We start from the raw sequence: 23,759 nt of genomic DNA, 5'->3' as shown, positions 1-23,759 counted from the left end.
CGCCACCCCCTTGCGGGATGGACATCGCGACGACTGCGCCAAGCTGCCTCTTGAAAGGTCGCTTCGAGCTGCCCCTGCACTTCAGCCTGCGTCGGCTTCAGCAATCCGGTGGACGGCAGTCGTCATTGACCTGAGAAAGACAGAGCAATCGACATGCCAACACTGGGATTGGCAGAAGGGGTTGAAACCGTGGCAGTATTTGGCTTGATATTTCGCTGCCTGCGGCGAGTGCGCTGCCGTATATTTGTGCAATTGCCCAGTAGTAGCGCAAGCTCACAACTCACGCAGTAGCCGGAATCTGGACTAAACGGCTTAATCCAGATCGATGATACGGATCCGGCGTCCCTCGGAGCGCACCGGCTCGGTGCCAAAAAACCCCGTGGTTTCCGTTTCTTCCCGCACCTTGGCCTCGACCTCGCGCAACTCTTGATCCGGGTCCTCCCGCCGCTGGTAGCGCCGCTTCTCGGACCACTGCCGGCGGCGCTCGCCGCGGCGTTTCTCGGTCGCGGCGCGCTTGATGTCGATGTCCTTGGCCTTGGCAAGGGAATCTTCGGGCGCCGTGGCGGCCTGCTTCTGTGCGGCCGGCGGCGATGCCGGAGCTTCGGTAACGGGAACGGCGGGCTGGGTCGCCGCCACGGTATCAGCCCGTGGCGTGGCAGCCGGCGCGATTTTGGCTTCGGGCTGCGTCGGAGGCGCTTCGGGAACAATGGGCGCCGCCGCTGTCGTGGATGACGGTGGCGCTCCCGGATTTACCGTCGGTTCCGCTCCGGCTTTCACGTCGATCGGTTGCGACGACATGCGCTGTTCCAGCCGGGTCATCTCCTGTTTGGGAGCTTTCGGACTGACAATGTCCGCAAACAGGAGGCCGCCGCCGATACCGCCGACGATCGCGACGATCACGGTTCCGGCTCCTGCAAAATAGGCCGTCGAAGCGCGCATGTCGAAACTCCTTCGGCTGAAAACGCGCCTGTCGTACCGATGTTCCGGCGGCCCGGTGCTGAACCCCGCCTGAACGGCGAGCATTCAAAGAAGCCTCCTTGGCCGATGCCCCATGAACATGGCTGTCGCCAAACCGGTTCCCGAGGCTAAACTGTCTCTGCCACGGGAAGGCAGCCGGGACAGGATGGATGAGTGTGTTGAGCGATCAGGGCGCGGCGCAGCCGATCTCGATTTTGCTGGTCGAGGACGACGCGCCGACCTTGTGGCGGCTGCAGGACGCGCTGGCCAAGGCCGGATTCCACGTCACCTCGGCAGCGACCCTGGCCGAGGCCCGCGCCAGCCTGGCGCAAGCCGGACCAAAGGTGCTGTTGACTGATCTGCAGCTGCCGGACGGCCACGGCAATGAGCTGATCCGCGAGACCCGGCTGCGCTATCCCGACACCGAAATCATGGTGATCTCGATTCTCGGCGACGAGGAGAGCGTGATCTCCGCCATCACCGTCGGCGCCACCGGCTATCTGTTGAAAGACGCGTTTCCGACCGACATCGCCGCCACCGTGCGCGAGCTGGTGGCCGGACATTCGCCGATCTCGGCGTCGATCGCCCGCTTCATCGTGCGCCGGACCCAGAGCACCGCGGAGCCGCCGCCCGGCCCGCCGCTCAACACGGCCAAGCTGACGCCGCGCGAGATCGATATCCTCTGGGGCATCGCCAAGGGCTTTAGTTATGCCGAGATCGCCGGCCATCTCGGGCTGTCGCGCCAGACCGTTCCCGGCCATATCAAGAACATCTACCGCAAGCTGGAAGTCCATACCCGCGGCGAGGCGGTGTTCGAGGCGCTGCAGCAGGGCCTGATCCGGTTGTGAGCGACGCGGCGCCGACGACCGCCTCTACAGGCCGCCGCCGCTGGCCGAAGCGGGCCACACTGCTGGTGCAGTATCTCCTGCTCCAGCCGTTCATCATCGTGCTGTGCCTGGTGGTGCTGCGCATCCCGCCGCCGGAGCCCTCCCCGCGTTATCTCGTCACCGATTTCAGCCTGCGCGAGCACGGCGTCGAGCAGCCGGTGACGCTGCCGCACTTCACCGCTTCGCGCTATACGATGAACGATCCGCCGCTCTACAGCGGCCGGTTCACATGGCCAGCCACTTGGGCCGGCGGCGAGCCGCAAGGCGCGTGGTCGGTCTTGCTGCCGCGCTTCACCAACGGCGTCGAGGTCGCCATCAACGGCGTCGTGATCCTGGACAGCCGGCGCAATCCCGCCGCCAACCGTCCCGATCGCAATGCGCCTGAAATCGCGGTCATCCCGGCCTCGCTGCTGCGCGAGGGCGCCAACGATCTCACCATCCGCCTGTTCGTATGGGGTCCGATCAGGGGCTTTCTCGATCGCCTCTATGTCGGCCCGGACGCCGAGCTGCGGCCGAGCTACGACATGCGGACGCTGCTGTTCGTCACCTTGCCGGTGGTGTTTTCGGCCTGGCAGGCGATCCTCGCCGTGATCCTCGGCATCATGTGGGTGATGCGGCGCCACGAGCCGGCCTATGGCGTGCTGGCCGCGGCGATGGCGCTCGGCGTCGCCCAGGCTTTTTTGCAGACGCCGCTGGAGGATTCGGCGTTCTCGAGGCTCAACGCGATGTTGATCTCCGCGGCGCCGCTAGAAAGCGCGCTGGTGCTGACCTTCGCGCTATTGTTCTTCGGCTGGAAATGGCCGCGTTACGGCTGGCTGATCTTCGCGCCCGGCCTTGTGGTCGCGGCTGCCGGGTTGGTCGGCGATGCGACGCTCAGCCGCGATGCCTTTCTGCTGGTCGGCGCGCCGACCGTCGGCCTGTGTCTCATCGCGCTGACGGTCGTGGCCGGCCACTCGGTGTGGCGGCGGCAGGATGCGGCCAGCGTCATGCTCGGCTGCGCGCTGACGATCGTGCTGACCTGCTGGGCGCTCGACCTGCTCTCGGTGCTGCAGCTCGTGCCCAGCCGGCGCATCCTGCTCGCACGGCTGTCTTATTCGGCCATGCTGGTGGCGATCGGCGCCGCGTTGACCTGGCGCTTCGCCCGCGCGCTCAACCAGGTCGACGGTTTTGCCGCCAGCATGGTCACCCTGGTGCGCGAGGCCGAGGACAAGCTGAAGGCCAGTTTTGTCAGAGAGGAAGAACGCGCCCGCGCGGCGGCGCTGGCGCGCGAGCGAACCCGCCTGATGCGCGACCTGCATGACGGCCTCGGCGGTCAGCTCGTCAGCATCGTAGCCCTCAGCGAGCGCGGCAATGCCGGTGCCGGAATCGGCGACGCGGCCCGGGCGGCGCTGAAGGATCTTCGTCTCGTCATCGATTCCATGGACGATATCGGCGGCGACCTGATGCTGGCGCTGGGCTCGTGGCGCGAGCGGGTCACCGCGCAGCTGCGGCCGCATGACATTGCGCTGGTGTGGCGGGCGGTCGGCCCGCAGGGCCTGCCGGTCCATCCCGAACTCAGGCCCTGGCACGTCATCCAGATCATACGGCTGCTCGACGAGGCCGTGACCAACGCCGTCAAGCACGCCGGGGCGCGGCGCATCACCGTGAGCATCGAAACATCGGTTGACACCCAGGGCATCGCGCGTGGCCGCATCACCATCGAGGACGACGGCAAGGGTTTTGAACTGGCTACAAATGGCGAAGCCGCGGCCGGGCAACATGCGGCGCGCGGCCTGCGCAACATGCGAAGCCGCGCCGCACGCTGCGGCGCGGAGCTGGAGCTGACCTCGGACGCCGGCGGCACCCGCGTCAGGCTGACATTGCCCCGCCGCTTTCCCGACAGCGATGCCGCTGCCGGTTGAGCGTTGGTTGTTCAGCGGCGACCGACGCGGTTGACCGGGCCGCCGCGATTCATCGGCGTGCCGGCGCGGACGCCGACACCCGGCGCGCCAACCCCCGGCGTCGCCACCGCGGCGGCAGCCACTGGCGCCGCGACCACCGGCGCTGCAACCACCGCCGCGGTCGGCCGAACCACGCAGCCCTTCGGCACGCCGACGGTCTTGCAATAGACCACCGCGGCTTCAGCGGTGGCGGCACCCAGTGAAATCGACGCCAGTGTCGCAAGCGCCGTCAAGGTCAAACCGGCGCCCAGCCATCCTGCCTTCTTCAACATCTCATCTCTCCTGATTGGTCGTGCAGCCCAGGCGAACGACCGGACGGTCATCGCCGCTGACGCGGGATGTTGGTGAACCATCGCCGCGCGCGAAAACATCCCATGAAGATGGGGTGATGGCCGGCGCTGCCATTCAGCCCCTATTCATCGCGCCAGCCCCTTCGCCAAAGCCGACATCGGGCGGATCGCCTGATGCCATGAACATGGCATGGACCGTGGCCCACGCGGCGAGGATGTTCCGGCCACTTGCAAATCCAACCCATCAAATTGTCGAAAGGTGATCCATGAACAAGTCGGTATTTGTCTCACTCGTCCTGCTGCTAGCCGGCAGCGCATCGGCGGGCGCGCAACCGAGCCCGCAGGAGCAGATGGCCTGCCGTTCCGATGCCGGAAAATTCTGCGCCGAGCATATCGGCAAGCCGCCGCAGATGAACGCCTGCCTGAAGGAGAACAAGACCAAGCTTTCGGATTCCTGCCGCAAGGTGGTGGAATCGCGCGGCGGGTGAGGCGGGGAACGGACCGAGGTGCTGCAAATGACGACCTCATCCTGAGGAGCCGCGCGCGCGTCGCGCGGCGTCTCGAAGGATGGCAGCAGGCGACCTGCCAGATGGTTCGAGACGCGCGTCAGGCAGCGCAAGGGCGCTACCCGACGCGCTCCTCACCATGAGGGAGCGGGGCGTCGACCTCGAGCAGCGACCGTAGCGCCACCCTCAAATCATCGAGGCGACTTTTTCCAGGCCGATGATGCGGGCGAGCGTGCGCACTTCGCGCTTCTGGTCTTCGCGCAGCTGGAACAACAGCGGCATCGCCGCCGACTTCAGCTGCTGGACTTCCTCGGCATCGGGATCGATCAGGGCGCCGGGATCGGACTTGCGGCTCGCGTGGATCTTGCGGGCGATGCCGCGCAACGCGGTTTCCACCGCCGGCCAGTAGGATTGCTGTGAGGAAGAAAGCTGGAGGCGCTCCTTGATGCCGGCGATCTGCGCGTCGCTGAGCAGCGCGTAGGGCTTTTGAACCGGCGGCTGCGGCTTGGCGACGACCTTCGGCTTCTGCGGCGCCTGCGGGGCGGCGACCGGCGGCGGCACCAGATCGGCGGGGCCTGCGGCGGCAAAGGCCTGGCGCAGCGGTTCGCTCAGGGTGGCGTCCTGCGGCGGTCCGAACGAGGCCAGCGCGAAGGTGGCGGCAACCGTCAGCTTGTCCTGCTTGGCCGCCTTGTTGGAGACAGGGCTTTGGGAAAGCGACGCGGCGGCCATTTCCAGCCGGGCGCCCGGGACGCTGTCGCGGCCGAGAATGCTGGCAGCGGTGGCACCGAACACGAGGAAACAGGTCAGCGCGATGATCGTCGTTACCCGCGTCAAGCAGCTCTCCGTTTCCTTAAGGCGACCCTGATCACTTTCACGATAACTGGGAATTAATTAAGGCCTAACCATGCCGCCCCTGCGGCAGGGCCCAATTCGGGCAGAATCGCTGCCAAAATGGTTAATTTCAGGCCGCAACCGCCAGTTCGTAGGCTTCCTGGATATCGGCAACGATATCGGAGGCCTCCCACAGCGCGTCCGGCGCCACCGATTTCAGGCTGATGGTCCAGTTGCCCTTGGGGGTGCGGGGCATCGAGACGATGTCGAATTGCACGCTGCGGCACAAAGGGTGCCGTTCGAGCGCATAGGCCACCCGGGCCCTGATCTCGTCGATGGTGGCCGGGGTTTTGGCAAACAGCGTCTCGAGATCCATATCGCATCCCCTTGAACGGCGGCTCTGGCCGTCCCGGCGCGCTTGGCGACGGAAAGGGCCTGGAACCGATTCTTGGAGCGAGACGGTTAACGGCGCGTTAAGGCGGGGTGAATCCGTAGTGTCACGGTGCGCGAGCGTGATGGGTTGAGATGGAAGCGACGGACCACTTCTCCCTCGCCCGCTTGCGGGGAGAGGGTCGGGGTGAGGGGGACTCTCCACAAGTTCAGTCTGTCGAGAGTCCCCCTCACCCGCCGCGCTTCGCGCGTCGACCTCTCCCCGCAAGCGGGGCGAGGTGAGGAAGACGCTAATCCGGCACCACGCGCACCGCGCCGCGGGCGGCGCTGGTGGTCAGCGCGGCATAGGCCTTCAGCGCCATCGTGATCTTGCGGGGGCGCTTCTTCGCCGGCTTCCATGCCTCGGCCCCGCGGCCCAGCATCGCCGCGCGGCGCTGCGCCAGCACCGCGTCGTCCACCACGAGGCTGATCGAGCGGGCGGGAATGTCGATGCGGATGCGGTCGCCGTCCTCCACGAGGCCGATCAGGCCGCCTTCAGCGGCTTCCGGCGAAAGATGCCCGATCGAAAGTCCCGAGGAGCCGCCGGAGAAGCGGCCGTCGGTGACCAGCGCGCAGACTTTGCCGAGCCCCTTCGATTTGAGGTAGCTGGTCGGGTACAGCATCTCCTGCATGCCCGGACCGCCGCGCGGGCCTTCGTAACGCACCACGACGACGTCGCCGGGCTTGATCTTGCCGCCGAGAATACCCTCGACCGCGGCGTCCTGGCTTTCGAAAATCCGCGCCGGCCCCTCGAATTTCAGGATGCTCTCGTCGACCCCGGCGGTCTTCACGATGCAGCCGTCGAGCGCCAGATTGCCCGAGAGCACGGCGAGGCCGCCGTCCTTCGAATAGGCATGCGCGAGGTCGCGGACGCAGCCCGTCGCGCGGTCGGTATCGAGTTCCTCGAAGCGGCGTTCCTGGCTGAAGGCCACCTGGGTCGGCACGTTGCCCGGCGCCGCCATGAAGAATTTTCGCACGCTCTCGCTCTTGGTCCGCTTGATGTCCCAGCGGTTCAGGGCGTCCTCCAGCGACCTGGCGTGCACCATCGGCAGTTCGCGATGGATCAGGTTGGCGCGGTCGAGTTCGCCGAGGATCGCCATCACGCCGCCGGCGCGATGCACGTCCTCGAGATGCACGTCGGGCACCGAGGGCGCCACCTTGCACAGCACCGGCACCCGGCGCGACAGCCGGTCGATATCCTGCATGGTGAAGGGGATCTCGCCTTCATAGGCGGCGGCCAGCAGATGCAGCACGGTGTTGGTCGAGCCGCCCATCGCGATATCCAGCGTCATGGCGTTCTCGAACGCCTTGAAGCTGGCGATCTTGCGCGGCAGCGCGCTCTCGTCGTCCTGCTCGTAATAGCGGCGCGCCAGATCGACGATCAGGTGGCCGGCTTCGACGAACAGCCCCTTGCGATCGGCATGGGTCGCCAGCACCGAGCCGTTGCCGGGCAGCGCCAGGCCCAGCGCCTCGGTCAGGCAGTTCATCGAGTTGGCGGTGAACATGCCCGAGCACGAGCCGCAGGTCGGACAGGCGGAGCGCTCGATGGTCTCGACATCGGCGTCGCTGACCGACTCGTCGGCAGCCGCGACCATGGCGTCGATCAGGTCGACCGACCGGATCTTGCCCTTGATGCTGACCTTGCCGGATTCCATCGGCCCGCCCGACACGAACACGGTCGGGATGTTGATGCGCAGCGCCGCCATCAGCATGCCCGGCGTGATCTTGTCGCAGTTGGAGATGCAGACCATGGCGTCGGCGCAATGCGCGTTGACCATGTATTCGACGCTGTCGGCAATGATTTCGCGCGACGGCAGGCTGTAGAGCATGCCGTCATGGCCCATCGCGATGCCGTCATCGACCGCGATGGTGTTGAATTCCTTGGCGACGCCGCCGGCCTTTTCGATCTCGCGCGCCACCAGCTGGCCGAGGTCCTTGAGATGGACATGGCCCGGCACGAACTGGGTGAACGAATTGACCACGGCGATGATCGGCTTGCCGAAGTCCTCGTTCTTCATGCCGGTGGCGCGCCACAGGCCGCGGGCGCCCGCCATGTTGCGGCCGTGGGTGGTGGTCCTGGAGCGGTAGGCTGGCATGGGCTGTCCTTCGGGGCGAGAAACCTGTGGCCGGTGTTCTATACGGTGTGGCCGGCGGCTTGAAAGCGCTTTGTCGCAGGGGCGCTATGCGGTGACCCGTTCTATCGCGCTGCAGCGGCGCGGTACTCGGCCAGCGTCTGGGCCACGAGGTCGTCAACCGACAGCACCGCAGTGACCCCCGAGGTCGAATGCCCCGCGCTCCAGATATCGCGCCAGCGCGCCGGGCGGCTTCCCGCCTTCGCTAAAGCTTCGGCGGGCTGGCTCTCAGGGCCCGTCGAAGCCTCTGGCGTAGAAGGGTCGCGGGCGCCGATGTCGATATCCTTGCCGATGTCGATCGCGCCGCGCTGCGGCAGGTCTTCAGGATCGAGGCCGGCGGCGACAATCGACGGCCGCAGCATGTTGGTCTGCAGGCCGGTGAAGGCCGTGGTCAGCAAGATGTCGTCGGCGCTGCTGGCGACCAGCATCGCCTTGTACCTGGGGTCGGCCATGCTCTCGGCGGTGGCGATGAACCTGGTGCCCATATAAGCGAGGTCGCAGCCGAGCGCCCGCGCGGCGCGCAGCGCATGGCCGTCGCCGATGCCGCCGGCCAGCACGATCGGCCCGTCGAAAAAGGCGCGCACGGCACGGACGAACACGAAGGGATTGAGCCAGCCGGTCTGGCCGCCCGCCCCGGCCGTCAACAACACCAGCCCGTCGGCGCCTGATGCCACCGCGCGCTCGGCATGGCGGATGCTGGCGACATCGGCGAACACAAGCGCGCCCGCATCATGCAGCGGCGCCAGCACCGGCTCAGGTGAACCGACCGAGGTGATGACGAGTTCGGGCCGGTGTCGCAGCAGCACTTGCAGATCAGCTTCAAGCCGCGCGTTGGAACGATGCACGATCAGGTTCGGACAGATCGGTGCTGCGGGTTTTCCGGTTTCATCGGAATGACGGCGCAGCCGGTCCTCGATGTCGCCGAGCCAACCATCGAGCTGTTCGGGGCTGCGGCAGTTCACCGTGGGAAACGATCCGATCACGCCATTGCGGCAGGCCGCCGCCACCAGCTCGACACCGGAGACCAGAAACATCGGCGCCGCGATCAGCGGCAGACTGAGACGGCCCTGAAAGCGCGCGAGAAGATCGGTTTTCTCCAAAGTCATTGTCCCCGCTTCCGCACTGATGCTAGCGTTTTCCCAACACTGGCACGACGGAACGCCCAAGACAAAGCCAGTGACAATTGCCGGAGGAAACATGTCCGATCCGCTCCATGCCTTTCCGACCGCCTGCGCGCAGACGCTGCGGGCGCTGGCGCGCTATCCCCGGCGCACGGCGTTCTCCTGGCCCGGCGGATCGCTCAGCTATGCCGGCGCCAGCGACCTGATCGGCCGCCTCCAGAAGGTGTTCATGCAGCTCGGGCTGCAACCCGGCGCGCGGGTCGCCTTGTTATCGGCCAACCGCGCCGACAGCTGGTGCAGCGGCGTCGCCGCGCAACTGGCGCGGCTGTCGGTCACCTCGCTGCATCCGCTGGGGTCGCTCGACGATCAGCTGTTCCAGATCGAGGATTCCGAAACCCAGGTGCTGGTGGTCGACGCCGATACGTTCCGGGATCGCGGCGGCCAACTCGCTGCCAGGGCATCGAACCTGAAGACCGTGTTCACGCTCGGCCCCGCGGGTTACGGCGTCGACTTGCTGGCGGCGGTCGAGGCGGCCGGCACTGCCAGCCCGCGTAATCTTGCCGGGCCCGACGACATCGCGACGCTCAATTACACCGGCGGCACCACCGGCAAGTCGAAAGGCGCGCTGCGCACCCATCGCGAATATAGCGGTTTTGCCAATGCCATCCTGGCCGATTTCGAAATCCCCGATACGCCGAGCTATCTCACGGTGGCGCCGATCAGCCACGTCGCCGGCACCAAGGTGCTGCCGACGCTGATGCGCGGCGGCACCGTGCATTTGCTCAAGGGCTTTGATCCCGAGGCGGTTTTCAAAACCATCGCACGCGAGCGGATCAATTTTACCCTGCTGGTGCCGACCATGATCTACGTGCTGCTGGATCACCCCGCGCTCGACAAGACCGATCTTTCCTCGCTGGAGCTATTGCTCTACGGCGCCTCGGCGATGTCGCCGAGCCGGCTGGTCGAGGGCATCGAGCGGATCGGCCCGGTGTTCTCGCAGCTCTATGGCCAGACCGAATGCTATCCGGTGTCGGTGCTGCGCAAGCGGGATCACGACCCGAAGACGCCTGAACTGTTCACATCCTGCGGCTTCCCGATCGCCGCCTGTGACGTCAAGGTGCTCGACGACAATGACAGGGAAGTCGCCACCGGCGAAGCCGGCGAGATTTGCGTGCGCGCCCCGCATGTGATGGCCGAATACTGGAAGCGGCCGGAACAAACCGCCGAAACCCTGAAGAACGGCTGGCTGCATACCGGCGACATCGCCCGCGCCGACGAGCGCGGCTATCTGTTCATCCTCGACCGCAAGAAGGACATGATCGTCTCCGGCGGCTTCAATATTTTCCCGCGCGAGGTCGAGGACGTGCTGTCGCAGCATGCCGACGTCGCGATGGTCGCCGTGGTCGGCGTGCCCGACGACAAATGGGGCGAGGCCGTCACCGCGGTCGTGGTCGCGCGCGAAGGAGCCAAGCCGAACGCGGAGGAGCTGATCGCGCTGGTGAAGGCCCGCAAGGGCGCGGCACATGCGCCCAAGCACATCAAGTTCGTCACGGAATTGCCGATGACCGGCGTCGGCAAGGTCGACAAGAAGGTGCTGAAGGCGGGGTTCTGGGTCGGACGGGACCGGATGGTGGGGTAAAAACTCTCGTTTCCCGGACGCGGCGCAGCGTGCCTTCTTTCGTCTATCCGCGCTTCTCGATCACGAGACTCTGCACGGCGCGGCCGAAATAACCTCTGCTATCTGCAAGCCGCGCCATCGCAAGGCCAGCGCCATCGGGACCGATCGAGGTCTCCGCGTCGAGCAGGATCCACTCACCGACCGGCTGCCGCGCAAAACTGACGGTGAGGTCGGCATTGATAAAAGTCCATTCGCGGAAATCCAGCGCGGCGGAAGTGCCGTTGCAGAAATCCGCCGCCACCACCGCGCGCATCGCCTGCGATATTGGCGAGCCTTCGACCAGCGGCCGGTCGGCGCGATACCAGATCGCGCCGGGACCGGGCGCGCCGAAGCGGCCGCGGGCGGCGCGCAGCGACATGCCCGACACAAAGGGACTCGAGGAGAAGTCCGCCGGCTCCACGCGCGATTGATCCGGCCCCGGAAGCTCGACCGGCAGATCCACGACATCTGCCGGCAAGGTCAAGCCTTGCGTCTTGATCTTCAGCACGGTGGCGCCGACCACGACGACGCCGTCGGCGAGCAGCCGGACCGCGCAGAGCTGGATCTTGCGGCCCGCGCGCAGGACTTCGGTCTCCAGCGTCAGCGGCGCCACCAGCACCGGGCGCATCAGGTCGATGGTGACGCGCGCGATTTGCATCGGCACCGGCGTCGCAATCGCCTCGGCCGCCCACACCACCAGCCCAGACGGCGCGGAACCGTGCTGCATGCCGGGATCCCAGGGGCCGGCGGCGTTCGGATGGGTGAGGACACGATTGCCGTCCACGCGAAAAATGGCGTCCATCTCTGGTGATCCTGTCGAGCGCTTTCTTACTTCCTTCTCCCCTTGTGGGAGAAGGTGGCGCGAAGCGCCGGATGAGGGGTCTCTATCCACGAACAGTCTGCTCGTTGAGGCAACCCCTCACCCGAGCGCGTTCGTTGCGGGCGCCGGCGATGCCCTCTCCCACAAGGGGAGAGGGCGACACGACCGGCGCCGGTGCTATTCATCACAGCGGCGGATCGATTGCCTCGTCGTATTCCTTCTTGAACCGCGCGATCAGTTCGGCGGCGGGCAGGATCTTGGCCACGCTGCCGACGCCCTGGCCCGAGCCCCAGATTTCCTTCCAGGCTTTCGGCTTGGCGCGCTCGCCCGCGGCGTCGGTGCCGAAACTCATTTTCGAGGCATCGGATTCCGGAAGATTGTCCGGATCCATGCCGGCCGCGACGATCGACGGCTTCAGGTAATTGCCGTGCACGCCGGTGAACAGGTTGGAATAGACGATATCTTCGGCCGAAGACGTCGTCACCATCCGCTTGTAGGCCTCCACCGCATTGGCCTCGGTGGTGGCAATGAACGCCGAGCCGATATAGGCAAAATCGGCGCCGAGAATCCGTGCCGCGCGGATGGCGCGGCCATTGGCGATCGCCCCCGACAGCGCGATCGGTCCATCGAACCACTGCCGCGTCTCCGCCACGAAGGCCAATGGCGAGATCTCGCCGGCATGGCCACCGGCGCCGGCGGCTACCAGGATCAGGCCATCGGCGCCCTTCTCGACCGCCTTGTGCGCGAACTTCTGGTTGATCACGTCGTGAAACACGATGCCGCCCCAGCGATGCGCGGCCTGATTGAGCTCTTCGCGGGCGCCGAGCGAGGTGATGATCATCGGCACCTTGTGCTTCTCGCAGAGCGCCAGATCCTGATCGAGCCGGTTGTTGGATTTATGCACGATCTGGTTCACCGCGAACGGCGCCGACAGCCGCTCGGGATGCGCCTTGTCATGCGCGGCCAGTTCTTCCTTGATCCGGACCAGCCACTCGTCGAGCAAAGCCGGCGGGCGGGCGTTCAACGCAGGGAACGATCCGACGATCCCCGCCTTGCACTGCGCGATCACGAGATCGGGCACCGAAATGATGAACAGCGGCGCACCGATCACCGGAATCGACAGACGGCCCTTGAACAGAGCAGGCATGGACATTCGAAAAATCCTTCTGGTTATTCGTAACGGGCCAGGCGGCAGCCCGGGGCTGCCAGACGCTCTACCAACAAGGCAATCTTTCCAGTGTCAAGTATTGCGTTTTGACGCTGCGTTTGACGTTACTGGCACAGCGCGCGGGTGACGTAATTTTCGGTCCGGCAGTCGCCCGGCTCGCGCTTTCGGCCCGGCAGATACACCTTGGCCGAGCATTTTTCCGCAGCATCGGTATCGAGGCTCTTGCCTTCGGTGTGGCCCTTGCTCTGGCAGAGCTTATCGGCGGCGGCCTTGCAGTCCGGCGCGCCATTGCTTGAAACCGGACAGGCCATGCGCCCGGTCACCATCAGGGAAGGTTTGGTCAGGCGCGACAGGCCCTCGCCGGCATCCTTGGTGCGCGCATTCAGGTCTTCGATGGCCTCCTGCGGGCTCTTGATGGTGGGCAGCATCGATTTGGATTTGTCCCAGAGCTTGCCGAGTTCGTTGATCAGGCCCGGATTCTCCGGCGGCGATGGCGGTGCGGGCTCGTTCTGCTGCGGCGCCGGCTGCGGCCGGTCCGGAATCGACTGCTGGGCCGGCGACTGGATGCCGAGCGACGGCGCCGCCTGCGGCCACGCCGCTGATGTGGCCAGCACGCATATCGAGAACACCGCGCCGGCGGTCGCTACCCGCGTCCTGAACCGCGCTGGGAAGTTGCCGGTTGAATCAAGCATGCCTGAAGCGTAGCCCGAAGCGGCGGACCGGCAAAGCATTTCGCGACGAGGTATCAGATCAACTTGAGTGCGACGACAAAGCCGAGCACCAGCACGATGGCGCCGATCGCCACCCACATCCCCAGGCGCTTCTCGATCTGGGCCCGGATCCATTCGCCGTAGCGGTTGAGCAGGATGGCGACCACGAAGAAGCGGCCGCCGCGGGCGATGATCGAGCACAGCACGAACAGCCAGATGTTGTAACCGGCAAAGCCCGAGGTGATCGTCACCAGCTTGTAGGGGATCGGCGTCAGGCCCTTGCCGATGATGATCAGGGCACCCCATTCGGCATAGGAGGCACGGAAGGCCTCGACCTTGCCACTGAGACCGTAAATCTGGATCAGCCATTGCCCGAGCGAATCATAGAGCAGCGCGCCGATGCCATAGCCGACGATGCCGCCCAGCACCGAGGTCACGGTGCAGACCATGGCATAGAACCAGGCGCGCTCCGGCCGCGCCAGCGACATCGGGATCAGCATCACATCCGGCGGCACCGGAAAGAACGAGCTTTCCGCGAACGACACCGCGCCCATGATCCAGACCGAATATGGCTTGTGGGCGGAGTCGATGCACCAATCGTAAATTCGTCTCAGCATGGCGCGATGAACCATCCCAGAGCCAATTTGTCCATGCCGGGAAATGGGAGAAATTCGGGAGGTTTAGTGCCGCTTTCGCAGGCTGCGGCCTTCAAGCGCGACAATTCGTCGCCGACTGGCCGCAGGCGCGGCGCTCGTTGCAGTTGTCGTTGCAGTTGTCTTGGGCATTTTGGACGATGATTTCGGCAGTTTCTCGGCGATGCCCTGCAGATGCTCGCGCCGTTCCATCTCACGCCAGACGTCCTCGGGGCGCACGCCGGCCGATGCCCACAAAACGGTGAGATTATAGAGCAGATCGGCGCTCTCGCGGACCACCGCATCGGAATTGCCGTTGACGGCATCGATCACGACCTCGATGGCTTCTTCCGCCAGCTTCTTGGCCATCTTGGCCGGGCCACGCTGAAACAGCCGCGCGGTTCGCGACGTGGCCGGATCGAGATCCTTGGCCGCGAGGACAGCCAGATAAAGCCGTTCGAGCGAATCACCCATCCCCCGAACCTAGTCGAAACCGATGCAAAGCGTGTTAACGGCCGGTTCCCGGCCGCATCCGCGCACGAAAAATCCGCCGGCATCGTTAAGGTGCCGGCGGATCAATTCTCTCGGATAGCGCTGGTTACCAGCCGGCCAGCGGGTGACCGTTGAAGTGGGGCACGCTCGCCTTGGAGCCGTAGTAGCCGCCGCCATAGTAACCGCCGCCGCCGTAGTAGGGCTGGCCGCCATAATACGGCTCGCCGCCGCCGTAATAGACCGGGCCACCGCCATAGTAGTAGTCCCGGCGGTTCTGGGCCGCGGCGATGGCGATACCGGTGCCGACAATACCGGCGAAAGCGGCCGCCGCGGCGGCACCACCGCCGCCGCGATAATGCCGGCGACGGGCGCTGAAGTCAGTGGCGTCGCTGGTCGCGGCGGCCGTCGACAGGCCTTGGGAAAGGCCTTGGGACGGGCCTTGGCCTGCAGGCGCAGATCCGGCGCGGGCCGTCGTCGGCTCCAACGTGGTCAGCGCCACCGCGGCGACTGTCGCCATGACGGCGGCGCGGCCGATCGATGAGAGTAAAGTCTTGCGCGCGAACATCTCAATGTCCTCCGTGGTCGTCTGGGCAGGCCGTATCGCTATGGGGCGTTAGTACTCGCGGTGATGGGGCGTCAGGGTGTCGAAGGCGCCGCCGCGGCCGTAATGGTTGCTGGGGTAGCCGCCTCGGTATTGGCCGCCGCCGTAGTAGGGCTGGCTGCGATAGTAAGGCTGTCCACCGCCGTAATAAACCGGGCCGCCACCGTAATAGCCCGGCCCTCGGTCATAGTAATAGTGCCGGCGGTTCTGTGTCGCCGCGATGGCGATACCGGTGCCCACGATCCCGGCGAAAGCAGCCGCTGCCGCGGCGCCACCGCCACGACGATAGTGTCGGCGACGGGCGCTGAAATCGGTGGCGTCGCTGACCGCAGCCGTCGACAGGCCCGGGCCTGCCGCAGCGGTTCCGGCGCGGGCCGTTGACGGCTCGAAAACTGTCAACGCCAACGCAGCGACTGTCGCCACTGCGGCGGCGCGGGCGAACGGTGAAAGCAAAATCTTGCGCGCGAACATCTCAATGTCCTCCATGGGCGCCCTGGCCTGGCAGGCCTCGCCTCGTATGGCTAACCCCTGGACGCAGGTTAGGTTCCCCAATCCGAACGCAGGCTGAACGATCCGTGTCGAAATCGTGGCACTCATCGGCCGTTCAGGTTCGATGCGACAGTTTGACCCCCTCCGGCGCTCCCTGCGCCATGAAACAAACATAGCCGGCGCCGCAGCTGACGTCCGGCCCGCCTGAAGTAATCGCAATGCATTCAAATTCGTCCACTGTCGTTCGCGGCTTCCTGACTTCGCTGCTGGGCCTGCTGGGTCTTGGGTTGGGCTTGGGTGCCGGCTTGGGGCAATGCGGCGCAGCGGGGGAAACCCGGTCGCCGGTCGCGATCCAGTTTTCGCTCGATCGTCCGATCGATGCCAGCGCCGCCCCGTTCGTGCTGGCGGCGAACAAGGGGTTGTTCAGCTCGGAGGGGCTGGCGGTCAACACCAATATCGCCAGCGGATCGCAGGATGGCATCGCCCGCGTCGCCGCGGGGACCAGCGACCTGGCGCTGGTCGACATCAACGAACTGATCCGGTTTCGCGACAAGCCTGGCGCGCGGCCGATCAAGGCGGTGTTCGTGCTGTTCAACAAGGCGCCCTACGCCATCATCGCCCGCAAGAGCCGCGGCATTCAGGCGCTCTCCGACATCGACGGCAAGACGATCGGCGTCGCCGAGGGCGACCTGGCGATCCGGCTATGGCCGGCGCTGGCGCGGCAGAACGGCATCAAGGCCGCCAGCGTCAAGCTGAGCAGGATCAGCGCCGCCGTGCGCGAACCGATGCTGTCGGCGGGTCAGGTCGATGCCGTGACCGGGTTTTCCTACCTTTCGGGCGTCAATCTGAGGGACCGCGGTGTCCCGGCGGACGACCTTGCCGTGCTGCGCTACGCCGATTATGGCTGCGAGGCCTACGGCTTCGCGCTGATCGTCAACCCGGCATTCGCCGCTGCCAGGCCCGAGGCGGTGAAGGGTTTTCTGCGCGCGGTGATGGCCGGCACCCATCTCGCCATCAAGGACCCGACGCGCGCCGCCGAGGAGGTGGTGAGCCGGATGGACGGCGGATCGCGCGATCTCGAGCTGGAACGCCTGCACGCCGTCATTCGCGAAAACGTCCTCACCGGTGAAGTCAGGCGCAACGGCATCGGCGGCATCGACCTCGTCAGGTTCGAGCGCTCGGTCGACCAGATCGCCGAGGACTTCAAATTCCAGAAACGGCCGGCCGCAGCCGATATCTTCGACGATTCCTTCCTGCCTGAGCTCGGCGGCCGCATGATCAATTGATCAATCAATTGAGGAAGAAAGCAGCGAAAGCTGTATCTCCGTGGCGATCCCCTGATTAGAATACGGCTCTGACCACCGTCCGCCCCGCCGATCCCTTCGAGTCCCGCCCGCATGTCCATGGTTCGCCTCTATACCCGCGTTCTCGAGTTGCTCGGCAAGGAGGCACGGCTGGGCTGGATCCTGGCCGGCGCCAATCTGCTGCTGGCCGGCGCGCAATTCGCCGAACCGGTGCTGTTCGGCCGCATCATCGACGTGCTCTCGGGCAAGCCAATCGGCGGACCGCTGGCGTCGTCCTCGGCCTGGCCGCTGCTGGCGGCGTGGGCGGCGTTCGGCCTGTTCACGATTCTCTGCAGTGCCGCGGTCGCGCTGCACGCCGACAAGCTGGCGCATCGCCAGCGCCAGGCGGTGCTGACGAACTATTTCGAGCACATCATGCAGCTGCCGCTGACCTTCCACACCGGCACCCATTCCGGCCGGCTCATGAAGGTGATGCTGAACGGCACCGACTCGCTGTGGCGGCTGTGGCTCGGATTTTTCCGCGAGCATTTCGCCGCGATCCTGTCGCTGGTGGTGCTGCTGCCGCTGGCGCTCTACATCAACTGGCGGCTGGCGGTCCTGCTGTTCATCCTTTGCGTGGTATTCACGGTGCTGACCACGCTGGTGGTGCGCAAGACCTACGGCATGCAAAGCGAGGTCGAGGCGCATTACAGCGACCTGTCCGCGCGCGCCTCCGACGCGCTCGGCAATGTCGCGCTGGTGCAGAGCTTCGTGCGGATCCAGGCCGAGGTGCAGGGCCTGCGTTTCGTCGCCGACAAGCTGCTGGCGGTGCAGATGCCGGTGCTGTCGTGGTGGGCGCTGGTCACCGTCATCACGCGGGCGTCGACCACCATCACGGTGCTGGCGATCTTCACGGTCGGCATCGCGCTGCACGAACAGGGCCTGACCACGGTCGGCGAGATCGTGATGTTCGTGAGTTTCGCCACCATGCTGATCCAGAAGCTCGAACAGGTGGTTTCCTTCGTCAACAACGTGTTCATGGAGGCGCCGCGCCTGCAGGAATTCTTCAACGTGCTGGATGCGGTGCCGGCGGTGCGCGACCGGCCCGACGCGATCGATCCCGGCCGGCTGTCGGGCATGGTCGAATTCAAGGACGTGTCGTTTTCCTATGACGGCAAGCGGCCCGCGGTCGAGGACCTTTCCTTCACTGCACTGCCCGGCCAGACCATCGCGCTGGTCGGCCCCACCGGCGCCGGCAAATCCACCGCGATCGCACTGCTGCATCGCGCGTTCGATCCGCAGTCGGGCTTCATCAGGGTCGACGGCATGGACGTCCGCGGCCTGACGTTGACGGCGCTGCGGCGGAATATCGGCGTGGTGTTCCAGGAAGCGCTGCTGTTCAACCGTTCGATCGCCGACAATCTGCGGGTCGGCAAGCCGGACGCGACGGACGAGGAACTGCGGATCGCGGCAGACCGCGCCCAGGCGTTGGAATTCATCGAGCGCGGCGAACAGGGATTTCAGACCAATGCAGGCGAGCGCGGGCGCATGCTGTCCGGCGGCGAGCGGCAGCGGCTGTCGATTGCCCGTGCCCTCTTGAAGGATCCGCCGATCCTGATCCTCGACGAAGCCACCAGCGCGCTCGATGCCGTCACCGAAGCCAAGCTCAACGCCGCGCTCGACGAGGTGATGAAGGGCCGCACCACCTTCGTGATCGCGCACCGGCTCTCCACCATCCGCCACGCCACGCGGATCCTGATGTTCGACAATGGCCGCGTGATCGAAAGCGGAACTTTCGATGAACTGGTGGCGCAAGGCGGCCGCTTTGCGGAACTGGCAAGGGCCCAGTTCATGGTCCAGGAAAATGCCCGGGCCAGCATCCAGACGCCAGAGCCCGACAGCACGGCTGTCAAGATTTAAGTATCGCCAGTATTTGACCTATTTCGTCCACGATTTAATCCCACAAGCTCTGTTCCGGACCGGCAGACCGGTATAGATTTGCACCTGCCGGACACGCTTGAAACCCGCACGTCACACCCCAGGACCTCCTGTTCTCAGGCGGATCTCAAAGGACCGGAATCGGATAGTGCATTTTCCTTTCCCTTCGCTTCGCAAGATATCGTTGAGCTTCATTGTCGCCGGCGCGGTGCTGGCCGTCGCAGCGCCGCGCATCGTGCATGCGGAAGCGCTGCTGGTGGTTGAAGCCGATACCGGCAAGGTGCTGCAGGCGGAGAACGCCACCTATCCCTGGTATCCCGCATCCGTCACCAAGATGATGACGGCCTATGTCACGCTGAAGGCGGTCAAGGAAGGCCGGTTGGCGCTCGACGGCACACTGACGGTGTCGCCGGTCGCCGCCTCGCAGTCGCCCTCCAAAATGGGCTTCAAGCCGGGTACCCAGGTCACCGTCGAAAACGCCCTGCACATGATGATGGTGAAATCGGCCAACGACATGGCCGTGGTGCTCGCCGAGGGCGTCGCCGGTTCGGTCGATGGTTTCTCGGCCCAGATGAACCAGACCGCGCTCCGGCTCGGCATGACACAGACGAGCTACGTCAATCCGAACGGCCTGCCCGCCGAGGGCCAGATCACCTCGGCGCGCGACCTCGCCATGTTGGCGCGCGCGATCATTCGCGATCTGCCGGAATACGAATATTTCATGCATACCCCCTCGATCCGGTACGGCCGGCGGGTCACGCAGAATTTCAACAAGCTGATCGGGCGCTACCCGGGCGCGGACGGCTTCAAGACCGGTTTCATCTGCGCTTCCGGTTACAACCTGGTGGCCTCGGCGACGCGCAATGGCAGGCGTCTGATCGCCGTGGTGCTCGGCTCATCGTCGGGCCAGGCGCGCGCGGTAAAGGCCGCGCAACTGCTCGACCGCGGCTTTGCCGACAATACGTTGACCTGGCTGCGACCTTCACTCGGCACCGTCGACAATCTGGCGCCCATCGACGCCTCGCCGCCGAACCTGCGCGACGAAATCTGCAACGGCAAGCGCAAGCGTCCGGCCACTGACGAGGACGCCGACACCGTCGCCAGCAACGGCAGTGCGAGCAGCGGCGAATCCCCGATCGCCTTCTTCACCGCCGGGCTGCAGGCTCCGATGGCGAAGCCGTCTGAACTGATGGCGGCGGCGCCTGCGCCATCGGAACCGGTGGTCGTCTACACCGGCCCCAAGAAGACCGGCGCCGCCCTGATTGCCGCGGTGGCCGTGGACGAGCAAAAGCAGGCGACGAAGCCGCGCGGAAAGAAGTCGCGGGTCGCGGCCAGGAAGCCTGACGCCGCGGCGGAGCCGAAGGCCGATGCCAAACGGGCGGGCAAGGAAGCCCAATCCGAAGCAAAATCCGAAGCAAAACCCGGCGCCAAACCGGCCACCGTCAGGCAGGCCCACGCCAAGCCGGAAGCCGCCCCCAAGGCTGCGGAAAACAAGACTGCGGAAAAACCCGTGGCCGCAGCCGCCAGGCCGGCCAAGCCCAAGACCGCCGAGAGGACCACCGAGAAGCCTGCAGAGAAGCCCGCTGCAAAGCCCGCCGCGAAGCCCAAGAGCAGCGAAGCCAAGCCTTCTGACGGCAAGCCTTCTGCCGCCAAGCCCGCGGACCCCAAGACCACGGCCGCGCCGCGCGGTTAGGGGTGCCCTCGGCCCGCCGGACCGGCCATTCTTAACCGACAATGCGTCGATAGCGCGCAGCCGCTTGCCATTGACGGCCGCATTGCTCAATACTGCCCCAAACAAGGCGTCCCGGCCAGAAAACGGGTAACAATCAGAGGGGAAGTACCATGGAGCGGATCTGGCTCAAGCAATATCCGGCTGGCGTGCCCGCCGATATCGACGTTACCCAGTACACCTCGCTGGTCGAGTTGCTGGAGGAGAGCTTCAAGAAGTTCGCCGACCGCAGAGCCTTCATCTGCATGGACAAGTCGATCAGCTATCGCGAACTCGACGAGATGTCGCAGGCGCTCGGCGCCTATCTGCAGAGCAAGGGCCTGGCGAAGGGCGCCCGCGTCGCGCTGATGATGCCGAACGTGCTGCAATATCCTGTTGCAACCGCAGCCGTGCTGCGCGCCGGCTACGCGGTGGTGAACGTCAATCCGCTCTATACCCCGCGCGAACTCGAGCACCAGCTCAAGGATTCCGGCGCCGAGGCGATCATCGTGCTGGAGAACTTCGCCACCACGGTGCAGCAGGTGATCGCGAAGACCGCGGTCAAGCATGTCATCGTCGGCAGCATGGGCGACCTGCTTGGCTTCAAGGGCGTGATCGTCAATCTGGTGGTGCGGCGCGTCAAGAAGATGGTGCCGGCCTGGTCGATCCCGGGCGCCATCGCCTTCAACGATGCGGTCGCGGCCGGCCGCGGCATGAAGCTGAACAAGCCGACGCTGACGCTCGATGATGTCGCCTTCCTGCAATATACCGGCGGCACCACAGGCGTTTCCAAGGGCGCGACGCTGCTTCACCGCAACATCCTGGCCAACGTATTGCAGAACGACGCCTGGCTGCAGCCCGCCCTGAAGAAGCCGCCGCATGTCGACGAACTGTTCATCGTCTGCGCGCTGCCGCTCTACCACATCTTCGCGCTGACGGCGTGCTTCCTGCTCGGCGTGCGCGCCGGCGGCGTCAACCTGTTGATCCCGAACCCGCGCGACATGCCGGGCTTCATCAAGGAGTTGATGAAATACAAGGTCAACAGCTTCCCGGCGGTCAACACGCTTTACAACGGGCTGCTGAACTCGCCCGGTTTCGACAAGGTCGACTTCTCCAAGCTGAAAACCTCGTTCGGCGGCGGCATGGCGACGCAGAAGGCGGTCGCCGAGAAATGGCTGAAGGTCACCGGCTGCGCGCTGTCGGAAGGCTATGGCCTGTCGGAAACCTCGCCGACGCTGACCTGCAACCCCGCAGACACCGACAAGTTCTCCGGTTCGATCGGCATTCCCGTGCCGTCGACCTATATCTCGATCCGCGACGACGACGGCAACGAGGTGCCGCTCGGCACGCCAGGTGAAATCTGCGCCAAGGGCCCGCAGGTGATGGCCGGCTACTGGAAGCGGCCGGAGGAAACCGCCAATGTGATGACCGCCGACGGCTTCTTCCGCACCGGCGACATCGGCGTGATGGACGAGCGCGGCTACACCAAGATCGTCGACCGCAAGAAGGACATGATCCTGGTCTCCGGCTTCAACGTCTATCCCAACGAGGTCGAAGAGGTGATCGCGATGCATCCCGGCGTGCTGGAATGCGCCGTGATCGGCGTCGAGGACGCCAAATCGAGCGAGGCGGTCAAGGCGTTCGTGGTGAAGAAGGATCCGAACCTCACCGCGGAGGACCTCATCAAGTTCTGTCACGAGCAACTGACCAACTACAAGATTCCCAAGCACGTCGAATTCCGGGCCGACCTGCCCAAGACCAACGTCGGGAAAATCCTGCGCCGCGAACTGCGCGACGAGAAGAAGAAGGCCGCGGCGGCCTGAGCGAACGACGGCGCGAGCGCCCGGGATGTCCGGCGCTCGCGACGTCGGGCCTGCGGACATCCTCGCGTTCTGGCGCGAGGCCGGCGGCGAGCGGTGGTACCGGCGCGACGATGCGTTCGATGCCGAGGTGCGCCACCGCTATCTGGCGCTGTGGCAGCAGGCAACGACCGGCCAGCTGTCATGCTGGGAAGCCACCGATGACGGCGCGCTGGCGCTGACCATCGTGCTCGACCAATTCCCGCGCAACATGTTCCGCGACGATATCAGAACCTATTCGAGCGATGCGCTGGCCCTCGCGGTGGCGAGCCGTGCCATCGCGCGCGGCGCCGACAGGCGCGTCGACGCGGCATTGCTGGAGTTTCTCTACATGCCGTTCATGCATTCGGAGCATTTGCCCGACCAGTTGCGTTGCGTCGAACTGTTCCGCAACGCCGGCAACACCGAAAATCTGAAATTCGCCGAAGACCACGCCGGCATCGTCGCCCGGTTCGGGCGCTTCCCGCATCGCAATCGCATCCTGGGGCGCGCGACGACACCGGAGGAGCAGGCCTTTCTTGACGCCGGCGGGTTTTCCGGCTGATGACAGAACAGTGAAGACACCGGACCATTGCTGTTTCCGTGGCGCTGAATATTGTGCGCCTCACCCGCCCGGTCTAAGAAACATCCGCACATTCAAGGAGAATTGACGATGACCATCAATGTTGGCGACAAGCTGCCGGAAGCAAAGTTTCGCGTGATGACGGCGGAAGGGCCGCAGGTCAAGACCACCGATGACATCTTCAAGGGCAAGAAGGTCGCGCTGTTCGCGGTGCCCGGCGCCTATACCGGCACCTGCCACAAGATGCACCTGCCCAGCATTTTCCTCAACGCCTACGCCATCAAGGACAAGGGCGTGAACACCATCGCGATCGTCTCGGTCAACGATGCCTTCGTCATGGGCGCCTGGAAGCGCGACACCGACCAGCGCGACGAGGCGACCTTCCTCGCCGACGGCAACGCCGATTTCACCAAGGCGATCGGCATGGAGCTCGACGCTTCCGGCAACGGCCTCGGCATCCGCTCCAAGCGCTACTCGATGCTGGTGGAAGACGGCGTGGTGAAGAAGATCAATCTCGAGCCGGCCCCGGGCAAGGTCGAGGTCTCCGGCGGCGACACGCTGCTCGGGCAGCTGTAGACTCTGATTTTTCTTTCCTTCTCCCCTTGTGGGAGAAGGTGCCTTCGCGAAGCGAAGGCGGATGAGGGGTCTTCTCTATCCGCGGAGACAGACCCCTCACCCGTCTCGAATTCGCAAGCGCATTCGAGACACCCTCTCCCACAAGGGGAGAGGGAAGAGCGGCGCCAGTCT

The 23,759-nt window shown here is 65.3% G+C and carries 23 protein-coding genes; 10 read left to right on the top strand and 13 right to left on the bottom strand.

The window, feature by feature from the left end; all coding sequences use genetic code 11:
• Positions 1 to 312: 312 nt before the first annotated feature.
• Positions 313 to 939 carry a hypothetical protein gene (locus Q7T45_RS08950; protein WP_304869861.1) on the bottom strand — a complete coding sequence of 209 codons (627 nt, stop codon included), beginning with the start codon at positions 937 to 939 and terminating at the stop codon, positions 313 to 315.
• A gap of 188 nt (positions 940 to 1,127) precedes the next feature.
• Between Q7T45_RS08950 and Q7T45_RS08945 the strand changes: the two genes are divergently transcribed.
• Positions 1,128 to 1,805, top strand: coding sequence for a response regulator (locus Q7T45_RS08945; RefSeq protein ID WP_370691245.1), 678 nt, complete (start codon positions 1,128 to 1,130; stop codon positions 1,803 to 1,805).
• Positions 1,802 to 3,745 carry an ATP-binding protein gene (locus Q7T45_RS08940; protein WP_304869859.1) on the top strand — a complete coding sequence of 648 codons (1,944 nt, stop codon included), beginning with the start codon at positions 1,802 to 1,804 and terminating at the stop codon, positions 3,743 to 3,745. The genes Q7T45_RS08945 and Q7T45_RS08940 overlap by 4 nt, the downstream gene beginning before the upstream one ends.
• An 11-nt stretch (positions 3,746 to 3,756) precedes the next feature.
• Here Q7T45_RS08940 and Q7T45_RS08935 read toward each other — a convergent pair whose 3' ends face one another.
• Complete coding sequence (locus tag Q7T45_RS08935) at positions 3,757 to 4,056, bottom strand: hypothetical protein (protein WP_304869857.1); 300 nt, start codon at positions 4,054 to 4,056, stop codon at positions 3,757 to 3,759.
• Positions 4,057 to 4,340: 284 nt separating this feature from the next.
• On the opposite strand from Q7T45_RS08935, the gene Q7T45_RS08930 reads away from it, so the two are divergent.
• Entirely contained in the window at positions 4,341 to 4,562 is a 222-nt protein-coding gene (locus Q7T45_RS08930; protein ID WP_304869855.1) for a cysteine rich repeat-containing protein, read from the top strand.
• A 204-nt stretch (positions 4,563 to 4,766) separates the two neighbouring features.
• Here the strand turns inward: Q7T45_RS08930 and Q7T45_RS08925 are convergent, their stop codons facing one another.
• From Q7T45_RS08925 to Q7T45_RS08910, 4 genes are all read right to left on the bottom strand, one after another.
• Entirely contained in the window at positions 4,767 to 5,414 is a 648-nt protein-coding gene (locus Q7T45_RS08925; RefSeq protein WP_304869852.1) for a hypothetical protein, read from the bottom strand.
• A gap of 127 nt (positions 5,415 to 5,541) precedes the next feature.
• The gene (locus tag Q7T45_RS08920) at positions 5,542 to 5,787 is read right to left on the bottom strand and encodes a hypothetical protein (protein WP_304869850.1); all 246 of its coding nucleotides are present in this window, start codon (positions 5,785 to 5,787) and stop codon (positions 5,542 to 5,544) included.
• Between the two features lie 304 nt (positions 5,788 to 6,091).
• Positions 6,092 to 7,936, bottom strand: coding sequence for a dihydroxy-acid dehydratase (gene ilvD, locus Q7T45_RS08915; RefSeq protein WP_304869848.1), 1,845 nt, complete (start codon positions 7,934 to 7,936; stop codon positions 6,092 to 6,094).
• Positions 7,937 to 8,037: 101 nt separating this feature from the next.
• Positions 8,038 to 9,078 (bottom strand): nitronate monooxygenase family protein, encoded by a 1,041-nt coding sequence (locus Q7T45_RS08910; protein ID WP_304869846.1) that lies wholly within the window; start codon positions 9,076 to 9,078, stop codon positions 8,038 to 8,040.
• 91 nt (positions 9,079 to 9,169) lie between these two features.
• On the opposite strand from Q7T45_RS08910, the gene Q7T45_RS08905 reads away from it, so the two are divergent.
• Positions 9,170 to 10,732, top strand: coding sequence for an AMP-binding protein (locus tag Q7T45_RS08905; RefSeq protein ID WP_304869844.1), 1,563 nt, complete (start codon positions 9,170 to 9,172; stop codon positions 10,730 to 10,732).
• A 43-nt stretch (positions 10,733 to 10,775) separates the two neighbouring features.
• Here the strand turns inward: Q7T45_RS08905 and Q7T45_RS08900 are convergent, their stop codons facing one another.
• From Q7T45_RS08900 to Q7T45_RS08870, 7 genes are all read right to left on the bottom strand, one after another.
• Positions 10,776 to 11,552 carry a thioesterase family protein gene (locus Q7T45_RS08900; RefSeq protein WP_304869842.1) on the bottom strand — a complete coding sequence of 259 codons (777 nt, stop codon included), beginning with the start codon at positions 11,550 to 11,552 and terminating at the stop codon, positions 10,776 to 10,778.
• 202 nt (positions 11,553 to 11,754) lie between these two features.
• Positions 11,755 to 12,723, bottom strand: a complete 969-nt coding sequence (locus Q7T45_RS08895; RefSeq protein ID WP_304869840.1) for a nitronate monooxygenase family protein — start codon at positions 12,721 to 12,723, stop codon at positions 11,755 to 11,757.
• 119 nt (positions 12,724 to 12,842) lie between these two features.
• Entirely contained in the window at positions 12,843 to 13,430 is a 588-nt protein-coding gene (locus tag Q7T45_RS08890) for a hypothetical protein (protein WP_304869838.1), read from the bottom strand.
• Positions 13,431 to 13,483: 53 nt separating this feature from the next.
• Positions 13,484 to 14,065: a YqaA family protein gene (locus tag Q7T45_RS08885; RefSeq protein WP_304869837.1), complete on the bottom strand. Its 582-nt coding sequence runs from the start codon at positions 14,063 to 14,065 to the stop codon at positions 13,484 to 13,486.
• A gap of 63 nt (positions 14,066 to 14,128) precedes the next feature.
• Positions 14,129 to 14,554: a phosphoribosyl-ATP diphosphatase gene (hisE, locus tag Q7T45_RS08880; RefSeq protein ID WP_304869836.1), complete on the bottom strand. Its 426-nt coding sequence runs from the start codon at positions 14,552 to 14,554 to the stop codon at positions 14,129 to 14,131.
• 124 nt (positions 14,555 to 14,678) lie between these two features.
• A complete protein-coding gene (locus tag Q7T45_RS08875) occupies positions 14,679 to 15,137 on the bottom strand; it encodes a hypothetical protein (RefSeq protein ID WP_304869835.1) in 459 nt (152 codons plus the stop codon).
• A gap of 48 nt (positions 15,138 to 15,185) precedes the next feature.
• Positions 15,186 to 15,644, bottom strand: a complete 459-nt coding sequence (locus tag Q7T45_RS08870; RefSeq protein ID WP_304869833.1) for a hypothetical protein — start codon at positions 15,642 to 15,644, stop codon at positions 15,186 to 15,188.
• Between the two features lie 236 nt (positions 15,645 to 15,880).
• Here Q7T45_RS08870 and Q7T45_RS08865 point away from each other — a divergent pair, with 236 nt between their 5' ends.
• From Q7T45_RS08865 to Q7T45_RS08840, 6 genes are all read left to right on the top strand, one after another.
• The gene (locus tag Q7T45_RS08865) at positions 15,881 to 16,948 is read left to right on the top strand and encodes an ABC transporter substrate-binding protein (RefSeq protein WP_304869831.1); all 1,068 of its coding nucleotides are present in this window, start codon (positions 15,881 to 15,883) and stop codon (positions 16,946 to 16,948) included.
• A gap of 111 nt (positions 16,949 to 17,059) precedes the next feature.
• Positions 17,060 to 18,865 (top strand): glucan ABC transporter ATP-binding protein/ permease, encoded by a 1,806-nt coding sequence (locus Q7T45_RS08860; RefSeq protein WP_304869829.1) that lies wholly within the window; start codon positions 17,060 to 17,062, stop codon positions 18,863 to 18,865.
• Between the two features lie 166 nt (positions 18,866 to 19,031).
• Complete coding sequence (locus tag Q7T45_RS08855) at positions 19,032 to 20,576, top strand: D-alanyl-D-alanine carboxypeptidase family protein (RefSeq protein WP_370691244.1); 1,545 nt, start codon at positions 19,032 to 19,034, stop codon at positions 20,574 to 20,576.
• Positions 20,577 to 20,725: 149 nt separating this feature from the next.
• Positions 20,726 to 22,414: a long-chain fatty acid--CoA ligase gene (locus Q7T45_RS08850; RefSeq protein ID WP_304869825.1), complete on the top strand. Its 1,689-nt coding sequence runs from the start codon at positions 20,726 to 20,728 to the stop codon at positions 22,412 to 22,414.
• Between the two features lie 25 nt (positions 22,415 to 22,439).
• Positions 22,440 to 22,994: a DUF924 family protein gene (locus Q7T45_RS08845; RefSeq protein ID WP_304869823.1), complete on the top strand. Its 555-nt coding sequence runs from the start codon at positions 22,440 to 22,442 to the stop codon at positions 22,992 to 22,994.
• 108 nt (positions 22,995 to 23,102) lie between these two features.
• Entirely contained in the window at positions 23,103 to 23,588 is a 486-nt protein-coding gene (locus tag Q7T45_RS08840) for a peroxiredoxin (RefSeq protein WP_304742568.1), read from the top strand.
• Positions 23,589 to 23,759: the final 171 nt, after the last annotated feature.

The sequence above is a fragment of the Bradyrhizobium sp. genome (assembly GCF_030646015.1).
GTDB lineage: Bacteria > Pseudomonadota > Alphaproteobacteria > Rhizobiales > Xanthobacteraceae > Bradyrhizobium.
Note: the sequence above shows the minus strand (reverse complement) of the source record. Positions and strands in the feature narration are given on the sequence as shown.